Origin of the sequence: Thiobacillus denitrificans DSM 12475 (assembly GCF_000376425.1) — a bacterium.
Lineage (GTDB): Bacteria > Pseudomonadota > Gammaproteobacteria > Burkholderiales > Thiobacillaceae > Thiobacillus > Thiobacillus denitrificans.
This window is the reverse complement of the sequence record NZ_AQWL01000001.1, coordinates 66,563-81,389: the sequence shown is the minus strand read 5'-3', so window position 1 is coordinate 81,389 and position 14,827 is coordinate 66,563. Positions and strand designations below refer to the sequence as shown.

Sequence of the window (14,827 nt, the reverse complement as noted above, 5' to 3'; positions counted from 1 at the left end):
GCGCCGCTGGCCGCTGCGCCTGCAGAGATCAGGCCAGCAAACCGGGGAACAGCTTGCCCAGTCCGCTCGCGATCATCTCGATCGAAATCGCCGCGATGATCAGCCCCATCAGGCGCGTGACGACATGAATCCCGGTTTTTCCCAGGCGCTGCGCAATTGCCGGCGCGGCGCGAAACGACAGCCACACCGACAGGGCCACCAGCGCCACCGGGATCAGCAGTGCGGCCTGATGCAGCAGTTCGCCCTTGGCCGTACCTGCCGCCACGATGACATGGGTGATCGCGCCCGGCCCGGCCAGCAGCGGAATGCCCAGCGGCACCACGCCGACCGCCTCCCTCTCTTCCGCCTCCATCGCCTCGTCCTGCGTCTGTCGCTGCGGACTGACGTGCGCCTGCACCATCGACAGGGCCAGCAGCAGCAGCAGCAAGCCGCCCGCCACCGAGAACGCGGCGAGGCGGATACCGAAAAAGCTCAGCAAAGGTTCGCCGACAAAGGTGAACAGCGTTAGCACCCCCAGCACCGTCAACGCCGCAATCCGCGCCGCCGCGCGGCTTTGCGCAAGCGTGTGGCCCTGCGTGGCGAGGAGGAAAATCGGGATGACGCCGACCGGATCGACGATGGCAAACAGCGCAAGCGCCGCCTTGGCGAGTTCGAGAATATCCATTGCCGGCATCATAGCCGCATGACGGGGCGGATCTTTAAAGCCGGCGGAACAGCAGATCCCATACCCCGTGCCCCAGGCGGATGCCGCGCTGCTCGAACTTGGTGAGCGGGCGGGTGTCGGGGCGCGGCGCGTAGTCCGCCACGGTGTTTGTCAGCAGCGGTTCGGCGGCGAGCACCGCGAGCATCTGTTCGGCGTAGTCCTGCCAGTCGGTGGCCAGATGGATGTAGCCGCCCGGCTGCAGGCGGCTGGCCAGCAGTTGCACCAGCGGCGGCTGGATCAGGCGGCGCTTGTGGTGGCGCTTCTTGTGCCAGGGGTCGGGGAAGAAGATATGGATACCGGCGAGGCTGGCCGGCGCCAGCATGCGGCTCAGCACCTCGACGGCATCATGCTGGATAACGCGCACATTGGTCAGGCCGCGTTCGCCGAGCTGCTTCAACAACGCGCCCACGCCCGGTGTATGCACCTCGACACCGAGGTAGTCGTTTTCGGGATGGGTGGCGGCAATTTCAGCCAGGCCTTCACCCATGCCGAAGCCGATTTCGAGAATGCGCGGCGCCGGGCTTGAATCAGAGGCGGCGCGGCCGAAGGCGGCGTCGAGATCGAGTACGGCAGGCCGGTACGGCAGCATGAACCGCGGCCCGATTTCGGCCAGCGCACGCGCCTGGCCGGAGCCGACGCGGCCGGCGCGCAGCACATAGGATCGGATGCGCGGCTGCGCGCCGGAGTCGGTCGTCATGCTTTATTTGCTGCCTGCGCTTCGGTTTTCAGTAATGAGGCCGCTGGTGGGCGAACTCGCGCTGGCCTGGTAGATTTTTTTCGGCATGCGCCCAGCGAGGAAGGCCTCGCGCCCGGCTTCCACCGCCTTTTTCATCGCCGACGCCATCAGTACCGGATTGCCGGCGCCGGCGATCGCGGTGTTCATCAGCACCGCGTCGCAGCCGAGTTCCATCGCGATCGTGGCGTCGCTCGCGGTGCCGACGCCGGCATCGACGATCACCGGCACCGACAGGCGGTCGATGATGATCTGCAGGTTCCACGGGTTGAGAATGCCCATGCCGGAACCGATCAGGCTCGCCAGCGGCATCACCGCGACGCAGCCGATGTCTTCCAGCTGCTTCGCGGCGATGGGGTCGTCCGAGGTGTAGACCATCACCTGGAAACCGTCCTTAACCAGCACCTCGGCCGCTTTCACCGTTTCCGCCACGTTGGGATACAGCGACTCGGCATCGCCCAGCACCTCGAGCTTGACCAGGCTGTGGCCGTCGAGCAGTTCGCGCGCCAGGCGCAGGGTGCGGATCGCGTCGTCCGCGGTATAGCAGCCCGCGGTATTCGGCAGATAGGTGTAGTGCGACGGCGGCAGCGCGTCGAGCAGGCTGGGCTGGCCGGCGTCCTGGCCGATGTTGGTGCGGCGGATGGCGACGGTGACGATTTCCGCGCCCGAGGCCTCGACCGCGAGGCGCGTTTGTTCGAAATCCTTGTATTTTCCGGTGCCCACCAGCAGGCGCGAGGCATAGGATTTTCCGGCGATGACGAGAGGTTTCATAAGTTCGGGGACTAGCTAGAGATAAAGCCGGATCAGCCGCCGCCGACCGCGACGACGATTTCCAGGCGGTCGCCGCTGGCAAGCCGGGTGTCGGCATGCTGGCTGCGCGGGACGATTTCGCCATTTTTTTCGATGGCGATGCGCTTCCCGAGCAGATCCAGCGACGCGATCAGTTGGCTCAGGGTGAGCGGGGCAGGAAAGGCACGGGGTTCGCCGTTGATGACCAGTTCAATCACGAATCACTTCTTCTATCCGGGGGACGCGAGTTTCAGTATCATGCCGAATTCTACCCTGAAGCACCCTGCAGGGCATGAAGACACCAAGTACCGCGCGGGCGTCGTATAGTGGCATTACCTGAGCTTCCCAAGCTCATGAGGAGGGTTCGATTCCCTTCGCCCGCTCCACTGCATCATTCTGCGGACTTCCGCAGAAGTCCAAGAGAGTCTGCAAGTCGTTGCCACACAAAGGCTTTTTCTCTCTTTGACGTTCTGCTGTGGTCCACTGCGATCCGCCTACAGCCGGGACTTTTAAGTCCACAAACAAGTCCATTTTTGCGGGCGCGGCTGATTCCGGATTGTTGATGGAGAGGCGAGGTCGACGTGACCAGCATCTGGTTCCTGACTCATGTTCAGGAGCAAGAGCATGGCACTCTCAGACCTGGCCGTTCGACAGGCCAAGGCAACTGGCAAGGCATACACCCTCCCTGACTTGGATGGCCTCTCCCTGGCCGTCACGGCTGCAGGGGGCAGGACTTGGCACTTCCGCTACTACTGGGCGGGCAAGCAGAAGCGGATGTCGCTCGGCACCTACCCGGAGGTGACGCTTCGCGAGGCCCGCAGCCTGCGCGACGAAGCGCGCGCCCTGCTGGCCAAAGGCACCAATCCTCGCGTTCACCGCAAGCAGAAGCGCACCGCTGTCCGGCTCGCCGACGAAAACACCTTCGAGGCGGTGTATCGCAAGTGGCTCAAGCATCGCGGGCTCAGCCTCAAGGAAGGCCGGCAGACGACCCTCTCGATACTTCCGCGCATCTTCGACAAGGATGTGCTGCCCGCCTTGGGCAAGCGGTCGGTCTATGAGATCAAGCGTCCCGACCTCTTGGAGGTGATCGCCAAGATCGAGAAGCGCAGGGCGCTCTCCGTCGCCGAGAAAGTCAGGACGTGGTTCAACCAACTGTTCCGCTACGCGCTGGTGATCGTGCCGGGCCTGGAGCAGAACCCTGCCTCCGATCTCGATGTGGTGGCGCTGCCGCTGCCACCCGTCAACCACAACCCGTTCCTGCGCATGGCCGAGCTGCCGAAGCTGTTGCAGCGGCTGCGCAGCTATCGCGGCAGGCGGCAGACCCAGCTCGGGCTGCGGCTATTGCTGCTGACCGGCGTGCGAACCGGAGAGCTGCGACAGGCGACGCCGGATCAATTCGATCTGGACCGTGGGTTGTGGATCATCCCGCCCGACGTCGTGAAGCAACTCCAGTTGGATATGCGCAAGAAGCGGCAGCAGGCGAAGGACATCCCGCCCTACATCGTGCCGCTGTCGATTCAGGCCATGGAGATCGTCCGGCACCTGCTGGATGAGTTCAAGCCGGCCCAGCGCCACCTGTTCCGGCACGACAGCGACTTGAAGAAGCGCATCAGCGAGAACACGCTCAATGGTGCGCTCAAGCGCATGGGCTATCAGGAACGCCTGACCGGACACGGCATCCGCGGCACGATGTCCACTGCGCTCAACGAGATCGGCTACCCGAAGGTCTGGGTGGATGCACAGCTCTCGCATGTCGATCCCAACAAGGTCAGCGCGACCTACAACCATGCCGAGTACGTGGAGCAGCGTCGCCGCATGATGCAGGACTGGGCCGATCGGCTCGACCTCTTCGAGCAGAACCAGGTCGAGGCGGCCAGCATGCCGCTCACCGTGCATCTGGAAGGCGTACCCGCGTTCCCGAATGAGCAAACCGCAAGCGCACCTTCCACGCCGGTTGCCGCTTCGCCAATCCTGCTGGTGACGAAGCCGGGTGACGCCATGCCGTTGGTTTCTGCCGCCACACATCGGCTGCCGGCGGTTCCGCCCCCTCGATCGGCCGCGCCGCTGGTGCCTTCGGACATTCAGCGCGAGAGGATGGAACTGTTCGATGTCTTCGAAGCGCCGCACAACCTTCCCGTCGCGGCGTTTGCCAAGATGGCGGGCAAGTCCCGCAGGTGGATCAGCTACGAGATCAAGGCGGGCAACTTGCTGGCGTTGAACGTGGGCAACCGCGGCCAGCGCGTGCCGGACTGGCACCTCGACCCACTCAAGCACGAGCTGATCCAGTCCGTCCTCAAGCTGACCAGGGGTGCGGACCCTTGGCAGCTCTACCATGCACTGCTGCAACCGCGCTCGATGCTGCGGGGGCGTTCGGCACTGGAGGGCGTGACGGCCAGCAATCTCGACAAGCTCGTCATGGCAGTGAGCACAGCCGTGAAGGAAAGCGAATGGACCCCGCTGCGAGTCGGAGTCGCCTAGCAGCAGGAATGCGGGATCGTGGCGGAACCGCGATCCCCGCGCGTCTGTCAGGACACCAAGCGCGCGCGGCGGGCGAATCTTGCCTGGGTGTCCGACAAGGAAGCATCGCGGCGGAGCAGGTAAGCCATCACGATCGTTGGTGCGCCGGCCAGCGGCCGCACGGCGACGCCTCGGCGTAGGTAGCTCGCCAGTCTCGCGGCAGGCGCAATGGCGATCCCGTACCCGGCGGCAACCAACGTCATCGCCACATCGAATGTCTCCACCGCTTGCTCTCGCTCCTGCAGCGCGTTCTCGAACACACGCTGCACGGTCATGCGCCATGGTTCATCGGCCGTGGACTGCGAGCAGATCAAGGGCTGCTTGAGCACTTCACCGCACGGCACTTCACGGTAGGCCAGCAGGTGGGAGCGCTTGGCCACGGCGACCGCCAGCGTGTCATGCCACAGCGGTTCGCATACCCAGCCAGGCCACTGCCGGGAAACCGCAGACAAGGCGAAGTCGAAGCCGTCGTCCGGCAGCTCCGCGCCTCGACCGGGATCTGTCCAGCCGGCCAGGACGGCATGAGTCTCCGGCTCTTCGGCACGCTGCAGGGCGAGCACGTCGGCGAGCTGGGGAGGCACCCATTCGCCGAGGACGGCCATGCGAATTTCGGCGGTGATGTCACTCGATTCCACGTCCAGCTCCCCCAGGCGGTGAACTCGTGGCAACTGATCTCGAAGCCGTTGGATGAGTTAAGTTTAACGTGGTTTAAATCGTGACCGTGTTCGACGCTCTTGGCAATGCCAAAGCGTTCGATCCAAAGGGGCCGCCCCACCGGCACCACTACCTACGAAGCGGAACCAGCCATCGCGTTTGGGGCTGCCGTGCGGGAAGAAAGAACCAACCAGGGCATCGCTCAGGAAACGCTGGCCCACATGGCCGGCATCGAACGGTCGCACATGGGCAAGATCGAGCGCGGCGAGCATGTCCCCACGCTCCCTCTCATCCTCAAGATTGCCCGTGCGCTGAAATGCAGTTCCGCCCACTTGATGACTCTGACCGAAGCCAAGCTGGCAGAGTCGGCCCCATCCGCGGATTGAAGCCGGCCCGCACAGCGGCCGCATGCCTACGCCTGATCGTCGTCCTTGCCCCCAAGGGCTGAATCTTCGCGCTTTGCGGCCTCGTTGACGAGCCGCAGGTATGGGTTGTCTGGCGGCGTCTCCTGGAACAGCGCATCCGGGCTGGCGAGCAGGTAGCCGTGCAGCCGGCGCGACTTGCGCGGCCCCGTGACTTCGCAGGTCCAGATGTTCAGCCCGCTCGGCTGCTTGCGGTGCTGTCCCAGCTTCTCGAAGCGTTTCTGCACCCACTGCCACCCCTCCAGCTTCTCCTGCTTGGCTAGCGCGGCGACTTGAAGGTACTCCTGCGCGTAGCGCTGGAACACGCCGGGGCTGACGAGATAGGTCGTACCGGCGACGGTATGCACCAGGGCCTTGGCGTCGTTGATGATGAGCTTGCGCGTCTGGACGCTCTGACGCAGCCAGGCCATGAAGTGCGCCCCGGAGGGCTCCGTGCGATCCTGGGAAGGCGCGAGGCTCATCTGCGGCGGGGGCACGGTCGAAGGGGCCGGCTCGGGCTCGGCAACAGGGGAACTCGGGATCTCCGGTGCCGTGGGTGGAGCGGAGTCGCCCAGCAGGTCGAGCAGCGCGGCCACGCCGGTGTCCATGGCTGCGGATGCGATCGGCGCCGTGCTCGCGGATGCAGCCTCGATGCCTTCCGCGCGCGGCCCATCGGCCACCGCCGGCGGCGTCGGCTCCGCCTGTTCCTCTTCGATCTGCACACGGCCTGCGAACGGCGCCGGCCGGTCGGCCGCATCCCAGATCATCGCCGGCGAGAGTTTCAGGAAGGTGAAGGCGTGCGACCAGCCGGCGTCGCTGGTGACAGTAGCCTTCCAGATCGCCTTGCCATCCGGCGTTGGTTGCACGATGCCGTGATCCTGCAGCACGTTGAACACCGCCGTATTGCTCGCCGGAATGCCGTCGATGCCTTGCGACAGCAGATGTGCGCGCAGCTTGTCGGAGACGGTCTTGCTCACCAGCCACAAGGCGTCCTGGGTCAGCCAACCGTCCGCCGGGCCGGCCTGGTTCAGCTTGAACGCTTCCTTGAGCAGGTAGCGCAAGCCGTCGAGCAATTTGCGTTGCAGCGCATGCTTGGGCGCCACCAGCGCCTTGCTGGGATCGCCGCCGAGTTCCTGGGCGACCGATGCCTGGTCAGCCTGCACGACCAGCTCGCCGAGCGTGCCGGCGTGCTCGTACTGGCCGGCCAGCACGTACAGCAGCGCGGCCCAGAGGTCGGGATAGCCGCTGAGCCAGTCGAAGATGTCCCGATCGAGAAGGCGCACGTAGAGCAGCCCGGTGGCGGCGCTGTGCAGGCGGTACTCGCGCTCCTTTCGGTAACGGAAGCGGTAGGGCTTTCGCAGTGGGCCGTGCCAGGGATGCCAGACGCTGCCGTCGGCATGCTCGACGTGCAGATCGACCGCAATCTTGCCGATGTCGTGCAGCAGGGCCGCGTAGGCCGTGCCTGCGGTCCAGGCTTCGGCCTGGGCCGCCTGTGCCTCCGGCGTGACGCCCGCAGGCAGCAGGTATGACTGCCGCAGCTTCAGCGCATAGGCGACGATCTCCAGACCGTGGTCCAGCATGCCGCCCGGATAGGCGTGGTGGTGGTTCTCGGAGGCCGGGAACTGCTGGACCAGCTCGGCGTAGCGCTCCAGTGGGGCGAGGTAGAGCGCGGCGAACTGTCGGCGTGAGAGCGATGTGCGCTGCCAGATGTGTTCCAGCAGTTTCTGCCGGCGCGGCGTGGCCAGCAGCGATGCGGCCGACTCCGGCCGCATCGACCCTTTTGGAGTTTCGATGCCGGAGGTGGGCGGTGTGCCGGCGGTGGGTGGCACCCGTTTGCGCTGGAACAGCGAGAGCATGGCGAACCCCGGATGACGGGCTGCTCAGGGGCGCCTTTTGGCCTTTTCAGGATAGGGCCTTTCCCCTTGGCGCCCTTCCTTTGCCCCTTCTCAGCCCTTTGGCCTTTGTCGGAAGCCTTTGGGTATAGGGCCGCTGCTGCGCGGGTGCCACGATGAATGCGGCATGGGGCAATCCCGGCAAGTGGGGCGCTGCGGGATGTTCGTCAGCTCTGGCCCAAGCCGGTGTCGAGGGCGGCGGATTGCGCTGCGAAGTCGTCGGGACGGCGCTTGCGGAAGGTTTCGAGATTGGCGAGCTTCCAGCGCAGTGCCGGCAGTTGCGCGGCGTGCTGGCACTGCACCAGCGACCAGTCCGGTTCTGCGCGCGCCAGCCCGCTCAGAAACTGCTTGTGCGCGGTGCTCAGTCGCTGTGGCAGCTCGCGCCGCATCCTGGCGCGAGCGTCGAGCAGTGTCTCCAGGGAGCAGTCCACTTCGGTCATGCCGACAAAGGCCCGCTCGTACTCGCCGGCGATGTCCTTGTCGTTGCCGAACAGCACTTCGTGGGGCGGCCGGTTGTGGCCCGCCAGATAGATCACGAAGCACTCGACCATGCCGTCGCTGATGCCGCCCGACTCAAAGAGCTGCCACACGTCGAACAGGTCGCGGGGGTGCTGCCGATCCAGCGCGGCCACCAGCTTGCTGGCGTACAGCTCGTCCGGTGCCAGAACCGGCAGCTCGAACTCGACGCCGAACAGATCGCTGGTCCTGGCGCTCAGCGGCCGCCGCTCGACGGGCAGCACACTGCCTCGGAACACGACGTTGACCTCGATCTTCACCTGGTGGGCGTCGTTCTCGACGATCAGCTTGGTGTCCCCCAGGTCCTTGGCGCGAACCAGGCGTGTCTGCACGCCCAGCGGTACAACACGCGTGGCGATGGCGGCCAGCTCCTGGTTGATGGCTTGCAGCGCTTCGTCGCGCGGCGTCTGCCACGGGAGGTACACCACGTCGATGTCCACCGACAGGCGCGGCATGTCCCGCACGAAGAGGTTGATGGCCGTGCCGCCCTTCATGGCGAAGATGTGGTTGGCGAACACGTCGGGCGCGACGGCCAGCAGCAGGCGAACGGTGTCCGCGTAGGTCTTATCCATGAGGTCTCAGGCTTAGCAAGGTGCCGTCATCGAGCCGGCTCATCCAGCGCGTGTTGCTGCCGGTGCGAACCGGGTACTGCTCCAGCAGGGCATCGACATCCACGAGGCTGGTCTCGCGCGCCCAGGTGAGGAACAGGCGCACGGCCTTCACGCTGGCGCAGCAGGACAGCAGTTGTCCGAGCAAGTCCTTGCGGGGGGAACGCAGTCCATCGAAGAGGTTGCGGGCCTCTTCGAGGCTCTGCTTGACGCCGGCTTCGTACAGCAGCTCCAGAACGGCACGCTCGGAGGCAGCCACCCGCAGATCCTCGGGCAGGCCAGGCGGCGTGGTCAGGGTCTTGCTGGCCAGCGTCGTGTCCGGCCAGTCGAACAGGCGGGCGTGGACGTAGCGGGCCGGAAAGCGCGAGGTGAACCAGGCCGGCAACGCGAAACGACCGTCGCCCCACAGCACCAGCGTCTCCCGGCTGCCCAGGTTGTGCCGCACACCCTGCAGGGCCAGGGCGCTCTTGCCGCCGACGTGCAGGCCGGGCACACGCTGTTGCAGGAACTTCAGCGCACCGTAGACCCCGAACTCATCGTTCGGGAAGGCATAGACGCCATGGGCCAGGCGCACGAGCCACCCGCCGTCGGCATAGTGGGCGGCGAGCTGGGGCGACACCCCGAACTGGCTCAGGGTGGCAAGGTCGAACGGCGCCCCACGGGAGAGTCCCGCCTGCAGTCGCTTGATTACCTGGTGCCGAGAATTTCGATCCATGTTATAAAAATAACACAGAATCCAATCGACCCCTAGAGCCATTGCAAGAACGTGCATGGAAAGTAGCATAAGGTTTGATTTGTTGTGCATAATCTAATCGACCTACGACCCGAGCCAACCCGGCTCTGCCGGGCGCAACCCGCCCTCCTGATCGCGGTCTATGCTGGAGGGCAGGCCACGACCGGCCGCTCCGCGAGGTGAGGCACCACTGAAGCCGAGGCATATGAGCATGACCGCCAACACGCACAACGGGCGCTGGAGCCACCGGCTGGGCCGGGGGGCTGGCCGTGCCTGGCGTGGATACCTGCGCCGCGAGCAGCGTGTCGCCGGCTGGCTGGTGACGCGCGGGGTGCCTGCGGGCGCGGCGACGGCGGTGCTCTGGATCGTCAAGCTCGCCGTGCTCGGTGCGCTGCTCTACTCCGCGTTCTGGCTGGCCCTGCTGCTCGCCTTTGCGGTGACTGCTGCATGGCTCGTGCAGCACGACGACCCTGATCAAGAGGAACCGCAACCCGAGTGGAGGGAAGGCCCCAACGGCTTCGGGCTTTATGACAAGAGCGACTGGCGCATCGACCCGCATGTGACCGACGACGACTGAACGGCGGTCACTTCTTCGATACGGCGCTCATTGCCATACCAGCGCCACGCCCCCCAGCGCCCTTGGCGTCCGAGGTGGCGGTGGACAACCCCTGCACGATATTTCCCGTGCGAACGCCTGCCCAAGCCAATGCCATGACCCAAAACGTCGGCAGCACGATGAACATCATCGCCATGACGAAGTTCAGCAACATGTCGCCAAAGGCGTTGTTCAAACCGATCAACGGATCGAAGTTCGTGTGAGGCCTGTCCGCGCCAAACCCCCAGCCGTAGAGCGCATCCAGGATCGTGCTGTCGATCCAGCGCGCGAGCTGGAACCAGAAGTCCACGAAGAACAGCGCGAACTGGACGCAGCTCACCGTCACCACCGTCTTCAGGTCGTAGGTGCCGATCAGCAGCACCAGCGGGATGCAGATGACGAGCGCCATCTTGAGCATGGTCAGCACCATCGGCAGCGCCTGGCGCACCACGTCCATCGCAGGAAAGAAGCCCAGCGAACCGACGGTCAGACCCAGGTCGCTCGCGCCGCGCGTGACGATGTTCGGCAGCGTCTTGTCGATCTGGCCGCCGTAGTCGGTGTAGACGGCGCCCTGGTTCATCTTCTGCTGCCTCGGCGCGACCACGGCGCGGATCACCGAGTCATTGACCTCGCTCTGCGACAGGAAGCCCACCCAGCGCCCGATGCGAGTCAGCAGGTCCGGGTCGACCTGTGCCAGCAGCCGGCTGCGCAGTCCCTGGCCGCCATCGGCCCACCACTGCCGGCAGGATGGATAGCCGCCGCCGCTGTCCACCTGTGCCAGACCCGCATCGCGGGTCGCGTCGTAGGGCCAGGCCGTGCGTGGGGTCTTGGCGCGATAGGTGTCATAGAAGCCGGGCGTGTCGAGGAAGTAACTCGACCCGATCCAGGTGACGTCGTTCATCTGCTCGTCGGAGAGCGTCGGCCGGTTCATGAACAGCTTGGCGCGCGACGGCCCGTAGCAGTCGTGCGTGAAGTCGGCGACCTCCTGTGCCAGCACCGGGTCGTCGATGCGCGTGGCATCCACATCCATGCGAATCTGACGCAGGTCCGTGCCGCAGGGAATCGCCGCCACCGCGGAGCCCGTCACGGCTTTCGACAGCGCGTGCATGAAGAACCACCACACCGGCACCAGCGCGCTCTGGTCGTTGAGTGCCGTGTAGACGTTGGACCAGCCCGTGTCGTTGGGCAGCGGGACGTTGACCTGGCATTGCGCGGAGCGCGTGGTGTCGAACTTGATCGTGGCGAGATCCACCGGGATGAACGGGATGCCGGCGAACATGATGACCACGATCGCCACCCACACCCGGTTCTCGATGCGCATCGACGACAGCACGCCCTTGTTGCCTTCGTCCGCACCTTCGCTGCGGGCCTTGAGCCATTCCTGGATCACGATGGCCACGAACGGCAGCGCTAACACGCCGCTGGCCACGAGAATGCTCCAGATGCCGTTGTTGACCACCCAAGCCACCAGGGTCAGGTAATACTCCAGGTAGTCCGTGGTGTAGAGCGTCATGCCTGCCTCCCGGTCTCAGCCGTGCTGCAACAATTGGCTGGCTTCCAGCGCGACCACGGCGATCACGGCCGCGAGCTCCGTGCGCAGCAGGCGCTGATGCGTCTCGCGGGACGGCTCCCGCCGCAACAGGCGCCGACGCATCCACCACCAGCCGTAAGCCGTCGCTCCGTAGAGGCACAGACGCCACACGAAGAAGTGGCCGGCGTGCGCCTGCAGCCAGTGCTGCCAGCCCTCGACGCCGCCGACCACGTGGATGCCGGCGATGTTCACCGCCACCGCGGCGGCGACCACCAGCAAGGTCCACAGCAGCGCCACGCCGACGCGGCGGTTGAACAGCCATGGCAGCCGCAGCCAGGCGAGCCGGCTCATGGCGTACCGCTCCGCGGCTTCTGGACTTCCCGCAGACGGTCGCGCGTGGTGTCGCCCTCGAAGACGCCGCGCGAGCCGGCAGCGCGGGTGCTGTGGCGCTGGATGATCGTCATGGCCGAGTTGCCGGCCAGCGTGCGGCGCAGCTCCAGCTCGGTCTTGAGGTTGTTGATCTCCTGCTCCAGCGCGCTGTTCTCCTGGTCGACCGCCTGCACGGCCAGCTCGTTGGCGGCGACGTTCGGCTCCTTCTTGCCGGTCAGCAACGTACGTTGCAGCAGCAGGGCCTTCTCCAGCACGCTGGACAGCGCAGCCTCGGACGCGAGGCGCCGGCCCAGCACGTCCTGGTCGGGCTCGTCACGCAGGGCCTCGATCACGCCGCGGGTGATCGGCAGCGAACTGCTGCCGGCCGCGTCGAGATTGGCCAGCGTCGTCGGCCGGGCGCCCGTCACCAGTTCCTGCAACACCTGCAGCTTGGTCTCGTACTCTTCCTGGATCATTGGCGTGAGCCCGACGCCAGGCGTGGTCTGGGTCTTCGTGCAGTTTTCGCAGGTGCGTTGCTCGCGTTCGCCCAGCACGCGGTTCGCAAAGGCCGCGGCCGCGCCAGGCGACGACCAGGTCTGGCAGGTCAGGCGGTTGCCGCAGGCGCTGCGCGCGATCGACGAGGTATCGGTGGCGTTGCGCCCGTTGAGCAGGTTGTAGCCCGCTCGCGTCACATCGCCGACCACCTTGATCGAACTCTGGCCGGAGCCGCCCGCGTTGCCGCCGCCGACCCAGGGCACGCCGTTGTTCCCTTTGTTGGACTCGGCTTGCTCGATGGCGGAGACGGCATCGGTGCTGCTGACCGCATCCCGCAGCGCCATCCCCTCGGCGAGTTGGTCCCAGCCGGCTTGGCCGCCGGCCATGTCCGCCATCCGATTGGCGATGGCCCGGCAGGTCATCTTCGAGCGGTCGAAGTCCATGCGTGCCTGGAGGATGCCGTTGGTCAGCAGGTTGTAGAGCCCCGGGTCGGCGCGCTGGATGATCAGGGCCGGCAGCGAGGCCACGGCGCTGGTGGCGTTCTGGATCACGTTGCTCATGATCGTCTGGAAGCCGTTGGTGATGCCGTTGAGCTGGTTCTGCAGCGTCGTGGTGATGCTCATGTCGCCGCAGATCAGGTTGCTGTTCCAGCCGATCCCCACGCCGATGCTCTGCATGTTGCCGGCACCACCCATCGACACGGCCCGGCCGCCGCCGATGCTGTAGAGCACGTCGTCGCCGATCACGCTGCCGCTGGCGTTCACGCCATTTGGGTCGATGCGGGTCTGCGCCCAGGCGACGCCGACGACCAGCGTGATGGCCGCCACGAGCAGCGTGGCCCGCAAGTGCGACTTCGCGCGGCGCAGGAAGTCAGGGAGGGAGGCGTTCATCGTGGGTTCCTAACATGAAATCGACGCTGCCGAGGAAGACCTGGCCACGGCGCCGGCAGCAGGAGTAAGGCCGCCACAAGGCCCAGGCGTAGTCGCCTTGCTGGGCCTGCACGCGGGTGCGGCTGTGCGGGAAGACCACGCAACTGTTCGAGAGCGTGGGCGTCAGCTCCTGCCACTTGCCCGTCGAGGCGTCGGTCTCCATCAACGCGCCGGCCGGCCAGTACCCGTCGCGGGCGTTGGCCAGCAGTGGCTGGTACACGTGAATCTGGTTGCGGCGCGTCACGATGTCGCCCGCGCGCTGCGCGACCACGGCGCCGCTCTTGTGATCGTCGGTCTGGTGCAGGAAGCCACCGCGGGGATACACGTTGCCCCAGAGGTTCAGGCCGGTGCGCGTACCGATTTCGCGCCGGCCGGGGATGAGCGCTTCGGGGTAGAACGCTTCCGGGATGTTGTAGCGCCAGGCGATCGTGTCGAGCGTGCTCAGCAGATACGGCATGAAGGCCGTGCCAGCGCCTTCGCAGGTGTAGCCGGAGGCGCTGGCGAACTGGCTGAACACCATCCCGGCCGGATGGCCGATGACATCGGCGTTCTTGAACTTGGCGAGGTTGTTCTCGTTGTCGTGATTGGTCGTGCCGTCACCGCCAGCCTTGGCGGTCGGGTTGGGCATGCTCATCGCCCTGACTTCCTGCCACGGGTTTTCGCCGGTGTTCGAGTAGCTCGACACCACCGCATCGGGGACGTAGTGGCGCACCTTGACGGAGGTGCGAACCGAGCAGCCGAAGGGCGTGCAGTACAGCCAGTAGCAGATTCCGACCACGCGGTATTCGAGGCAGTCGGGGGACAGCGCCGACGAGACGATGGTGGCGGTGTCCAGGGCGAACGTCGACGTGGCCGTGCTCAGCAGCAGCGAGGCGACGGTGGCGCGCAGGCGCCGGGATGCCAGCAGGAGGCTCATGGCTGCGTGCTCCGGTAGGCGTTGATGCGCGCGACGGCGCGGGGCACGTCGGGCTCGCCGTAGACCACGTAGCGTCGATCGACCACCACGGCGGGAATCTTGGCGATGCCCAGTCCCCAGGCATCCGCGACACCTTGGTAGGCGTGGCCGATGCGGCGTTGAAGGGCCTCGCCGCCGTCATGCAACCGCTGCCGCACCAGGGCTGCAGCCTGTTGCGGGTCGGCCGGTAGGTGCGCGGCGAGTTCGACCTCGATGCGCGTGGCCTGGTCCAGCTCGATGATCCGCACGCCGGCTGGAGCCTGCACCGGATGACGGCTGTCGGTGACGACGAGCACGTCGGCTGCTGCAGTCTGGGTAAACATGAACAGCACTGCCCACAGTCCGGGCGCAATGCTGATGGTCGGCAGCCGGGGCGAAGCCTTGAAGACGGGGGCCGGCATATCGGG

General features: G+C 65.9%; 16 protein-coding genes and 1 tRNA gene. 4 read left to right on the top strand and 13 right to left on the bottom strand.

From position 1 onward, the window contains the following. Positions 1-28 precede the first annotated feature (28 nt). Genes B059_RS0100405 through thiS form a run of 4 tightly spaced genes read right to left on the bottom strand, consistent with a single transcriptional unit; the run spans position 29 to position 2,443 of the window. Positions 29-664, bottom strand: coding sequence for a MarC family protein (locus tag B059_RS0100405; protein ID WP_018076258.1), 636 nt, complete (start codon positions 662-664; stop codon positions 29-31). A 34-nt stretch (positions 665-698) separates the two neighbouring features. Next, complete coding sequence (gene trmB, locus B059_RS0100400) at positions 699-1,400, bottom strand: tRNA (guanosine(46)-N7)-methyltransferase TrmB (RefSeq protein WP_018076257.1); 702 nt, start codon at positions 1,398-1,400, stop codon at positions 699-701. 3 nt (positions 1,401-1,403) lie between these two features. Beyond that, on the bottom strand, positions 1,404-2,207 hold the full coding sequence (locus B059_RS0100395; protein ID WP_018076256.1) for a thiazole synthase: 804 nt from the start codon (positions 2,205-2,207) through the stop codon (positions 1,404-1,406). A 32-nt stretch (positions 2,208-2,239) separates the two neighbouring features. Next, complete coding sequence (gene thiS / locus B059_RS0100390; RefSeq protein ID WP_018076255.1) at positions 2,240-2,443, bottom strand: sulfur carrier protein ThiS; 204 nt, start codon at positions 2,441-2,443, stop codon at positions 2,240-2,242. Positions 2,444-2,537: 94 nt separating this feature from the next. On the opposite strand from thiS, the gene B059_RS0100385 reads away from it, so the two are divergent. Continuing rightward, a tRNA-Gly gene (locus B059_RS0100385) sits at positions 2,538-2,611 on the top strand. Positions 2,612-2,849: 238 nt separating this feature from the next. Further along, a complete protein-coding gene (locus tag B059_RS0100380; RefSeq protein WP_018076254.1) occupies positions 2,850-4,703 on the top strand; it encodes a tyrosine-type recombinase/integrase in 1,854 nt (617 codons plus the stop codon). Between the two features lie 47 nt (positions 4,704-4,750). Here B059_RS0100380 and B059_RS0100375 read toward each other — a convergent pair whose 3' ends face one another. Further along, entirely contained in the window at positions 4,751-5,410 is a 660-nt protein-coding gene (locus tag B059_RS0100375) for a LysR substrate-binding domain-containing protein (RefSeq protein WP_462724068.1), read from the bottom strand. A gap of 72 nt (positions 5,411-5,482) precedes the next feature. Between B059_RS0100375 and B059_RS0100370 the strand changes: the two genes are divergently transcribed. Continuing rightward, positions 5,483-5,782, top strand: a complete 300-nt coding sequence (locus B059_RS0100370) for a helix-turn-helix domain-containing protein (protein ID WP_003282197.1) — start codon at positions 5,483-5,485, stop codon at positions 5,780-5,782. 26 nt (positions 5,783-5,808) lie between these two features. On the opposite strand, the gene mobH is transcribed toward B059_RS0100370, so the two are convergent. The 3 genes from mobH to B059_RS0100355 form a co-directional block, all read right to left on the bottom strand. Next, a complete protein-coding gene (gene mobH / locus B059_RS0100365) occupies positions 5,809-7,653 on the bottom strand; it encodes a MobH family relaxase (protein WP_018076252.1) in 1,845 nt (614 codons plus the stop codon). Positions 7,654-7,856: 203 nt separating this feature from the next. Further along, positions 7,857-8,777 carry a nucleotidyl transferase AbiEii/AbiGii toxin family protein gene (locus tag B059_RS0100360; RefSeq protein WP_003292111.1) on the bottom strand — a complete coding sequence of 307 codons (921 nt, stop codon included), beginning with the start codon at positions 8,775-8,777 and terminating at the stop codon, positions 7,857-7,859. Next, positions 8,770-9,528 (bottom strand): type IV toxin-antitoxin system AbiEi family antitoxin domain-containing protein, encoded by a 759-nt coding sequence (locus B059_RS0100355; RefSeq protein WP_017244844.1) that lies wholly within the window; start codon positions 9,526-9,528, stop codon positions 8,770-8,772. Before B059_RS0100355 ends, B059_RS0100360 begins: the two co-directional genes overlap by 8 nt. A gap of 223 nt (positions 9,529-9,751) precedes the next feature. On the opposite strand from B059_RS0100355, the gene B059_RS0100350 reads away from it, so the two are divergent. Next, a complete protein-coding gene (locus B059_RS0100350; RefSeq protein WP_003292113.1) occupies positions 9,752-10,123 on the top strand; it encodes a DUF3742 family protein in 372 nt (123 codons plus the stop codon). A gap of 7 nt (positions 10,124-10,130) precedes the next feature. Here B059_RS0100350 and B059_RS0100345 read toward each other — a convergent pair whose 3' ends face one another. From B059_RS0100345 to B059_RS0100325, 5 genes are read right to left on the bottom strand one after another with little or no spacing between them, the layout of a single operon-like run. Continuing rightward, positions 10,131-11,654 carry a conjugal transfer protein TraG N-terminal domain-containing protein gene (locus B059_RS0100345; protein WP_018076250.1) on the bottom strand — a complete coding sequence of 508 codons (1,524 nt, stop codon included), beginning with the start codon at positions 11,652-11,654 and terminating at the stop codon, positions 10,131-10,133. A 15-nt stretch (positions 11,655-11,669) separates the two neighbouring features. Beyond that, positions 11,670-12,023: a hypothetical protein gene (locus tag B059_RS0100340; RefSeq protein WP_018076249.1), complete on the bottom strand. Its 354-nt coding sequence runs from the start codon at positions 12,021-12,023 to the stop codon at positions 11,670-11,672. Beyond that, complete coding sequence (locus B059_RS0100335) at positions 12,020-13,426, bottom strand: integrating conjugative element protein (RefSeq protein ID WP_018076248.1); 1,407 nt, start codon at positions 13,424-13,426, stop codon at positions 12,020-12,022. The genes B059_RS0100340 and B059_RS0100335 overlap by 4 nt, the downstream gene beginning before the upstream one ends. Beyond that, positions 13,407-14,381, bottom strand: a complete 975-nt coding sequence (locus tag B059_RS0100330) for a TIGR03756 family integrating conjugative element protein (RefSeq protein WP_018076247.1) — start codon at positions 14,379-14,381, stop codon at positions 13,407-13,409. The genes B059_RS0100335 and B059_RS0100330 overlap by 20 nt, the downstream gene beginning before the upstream one ends. Next, positions 14,378-14,821 carry a TIGR03757 family integrating conjugative element protein gene (locus tag B059_RS0100325; protein ID WP_016446147.1) on the bottom strand — a complete coding sequence of 148 codons (444 nt, stop codon included), beginning with the start codon at positions 14,819-14,821 and terminating at the stop codon, positions 14,378-14,380. Before B059_RS0100325 ends, B059_RS0100330 begins: the two co-directional genes overlap by 4 nt. Positions 14,822-14,827 lie beyond the last annotated feature (6 nt).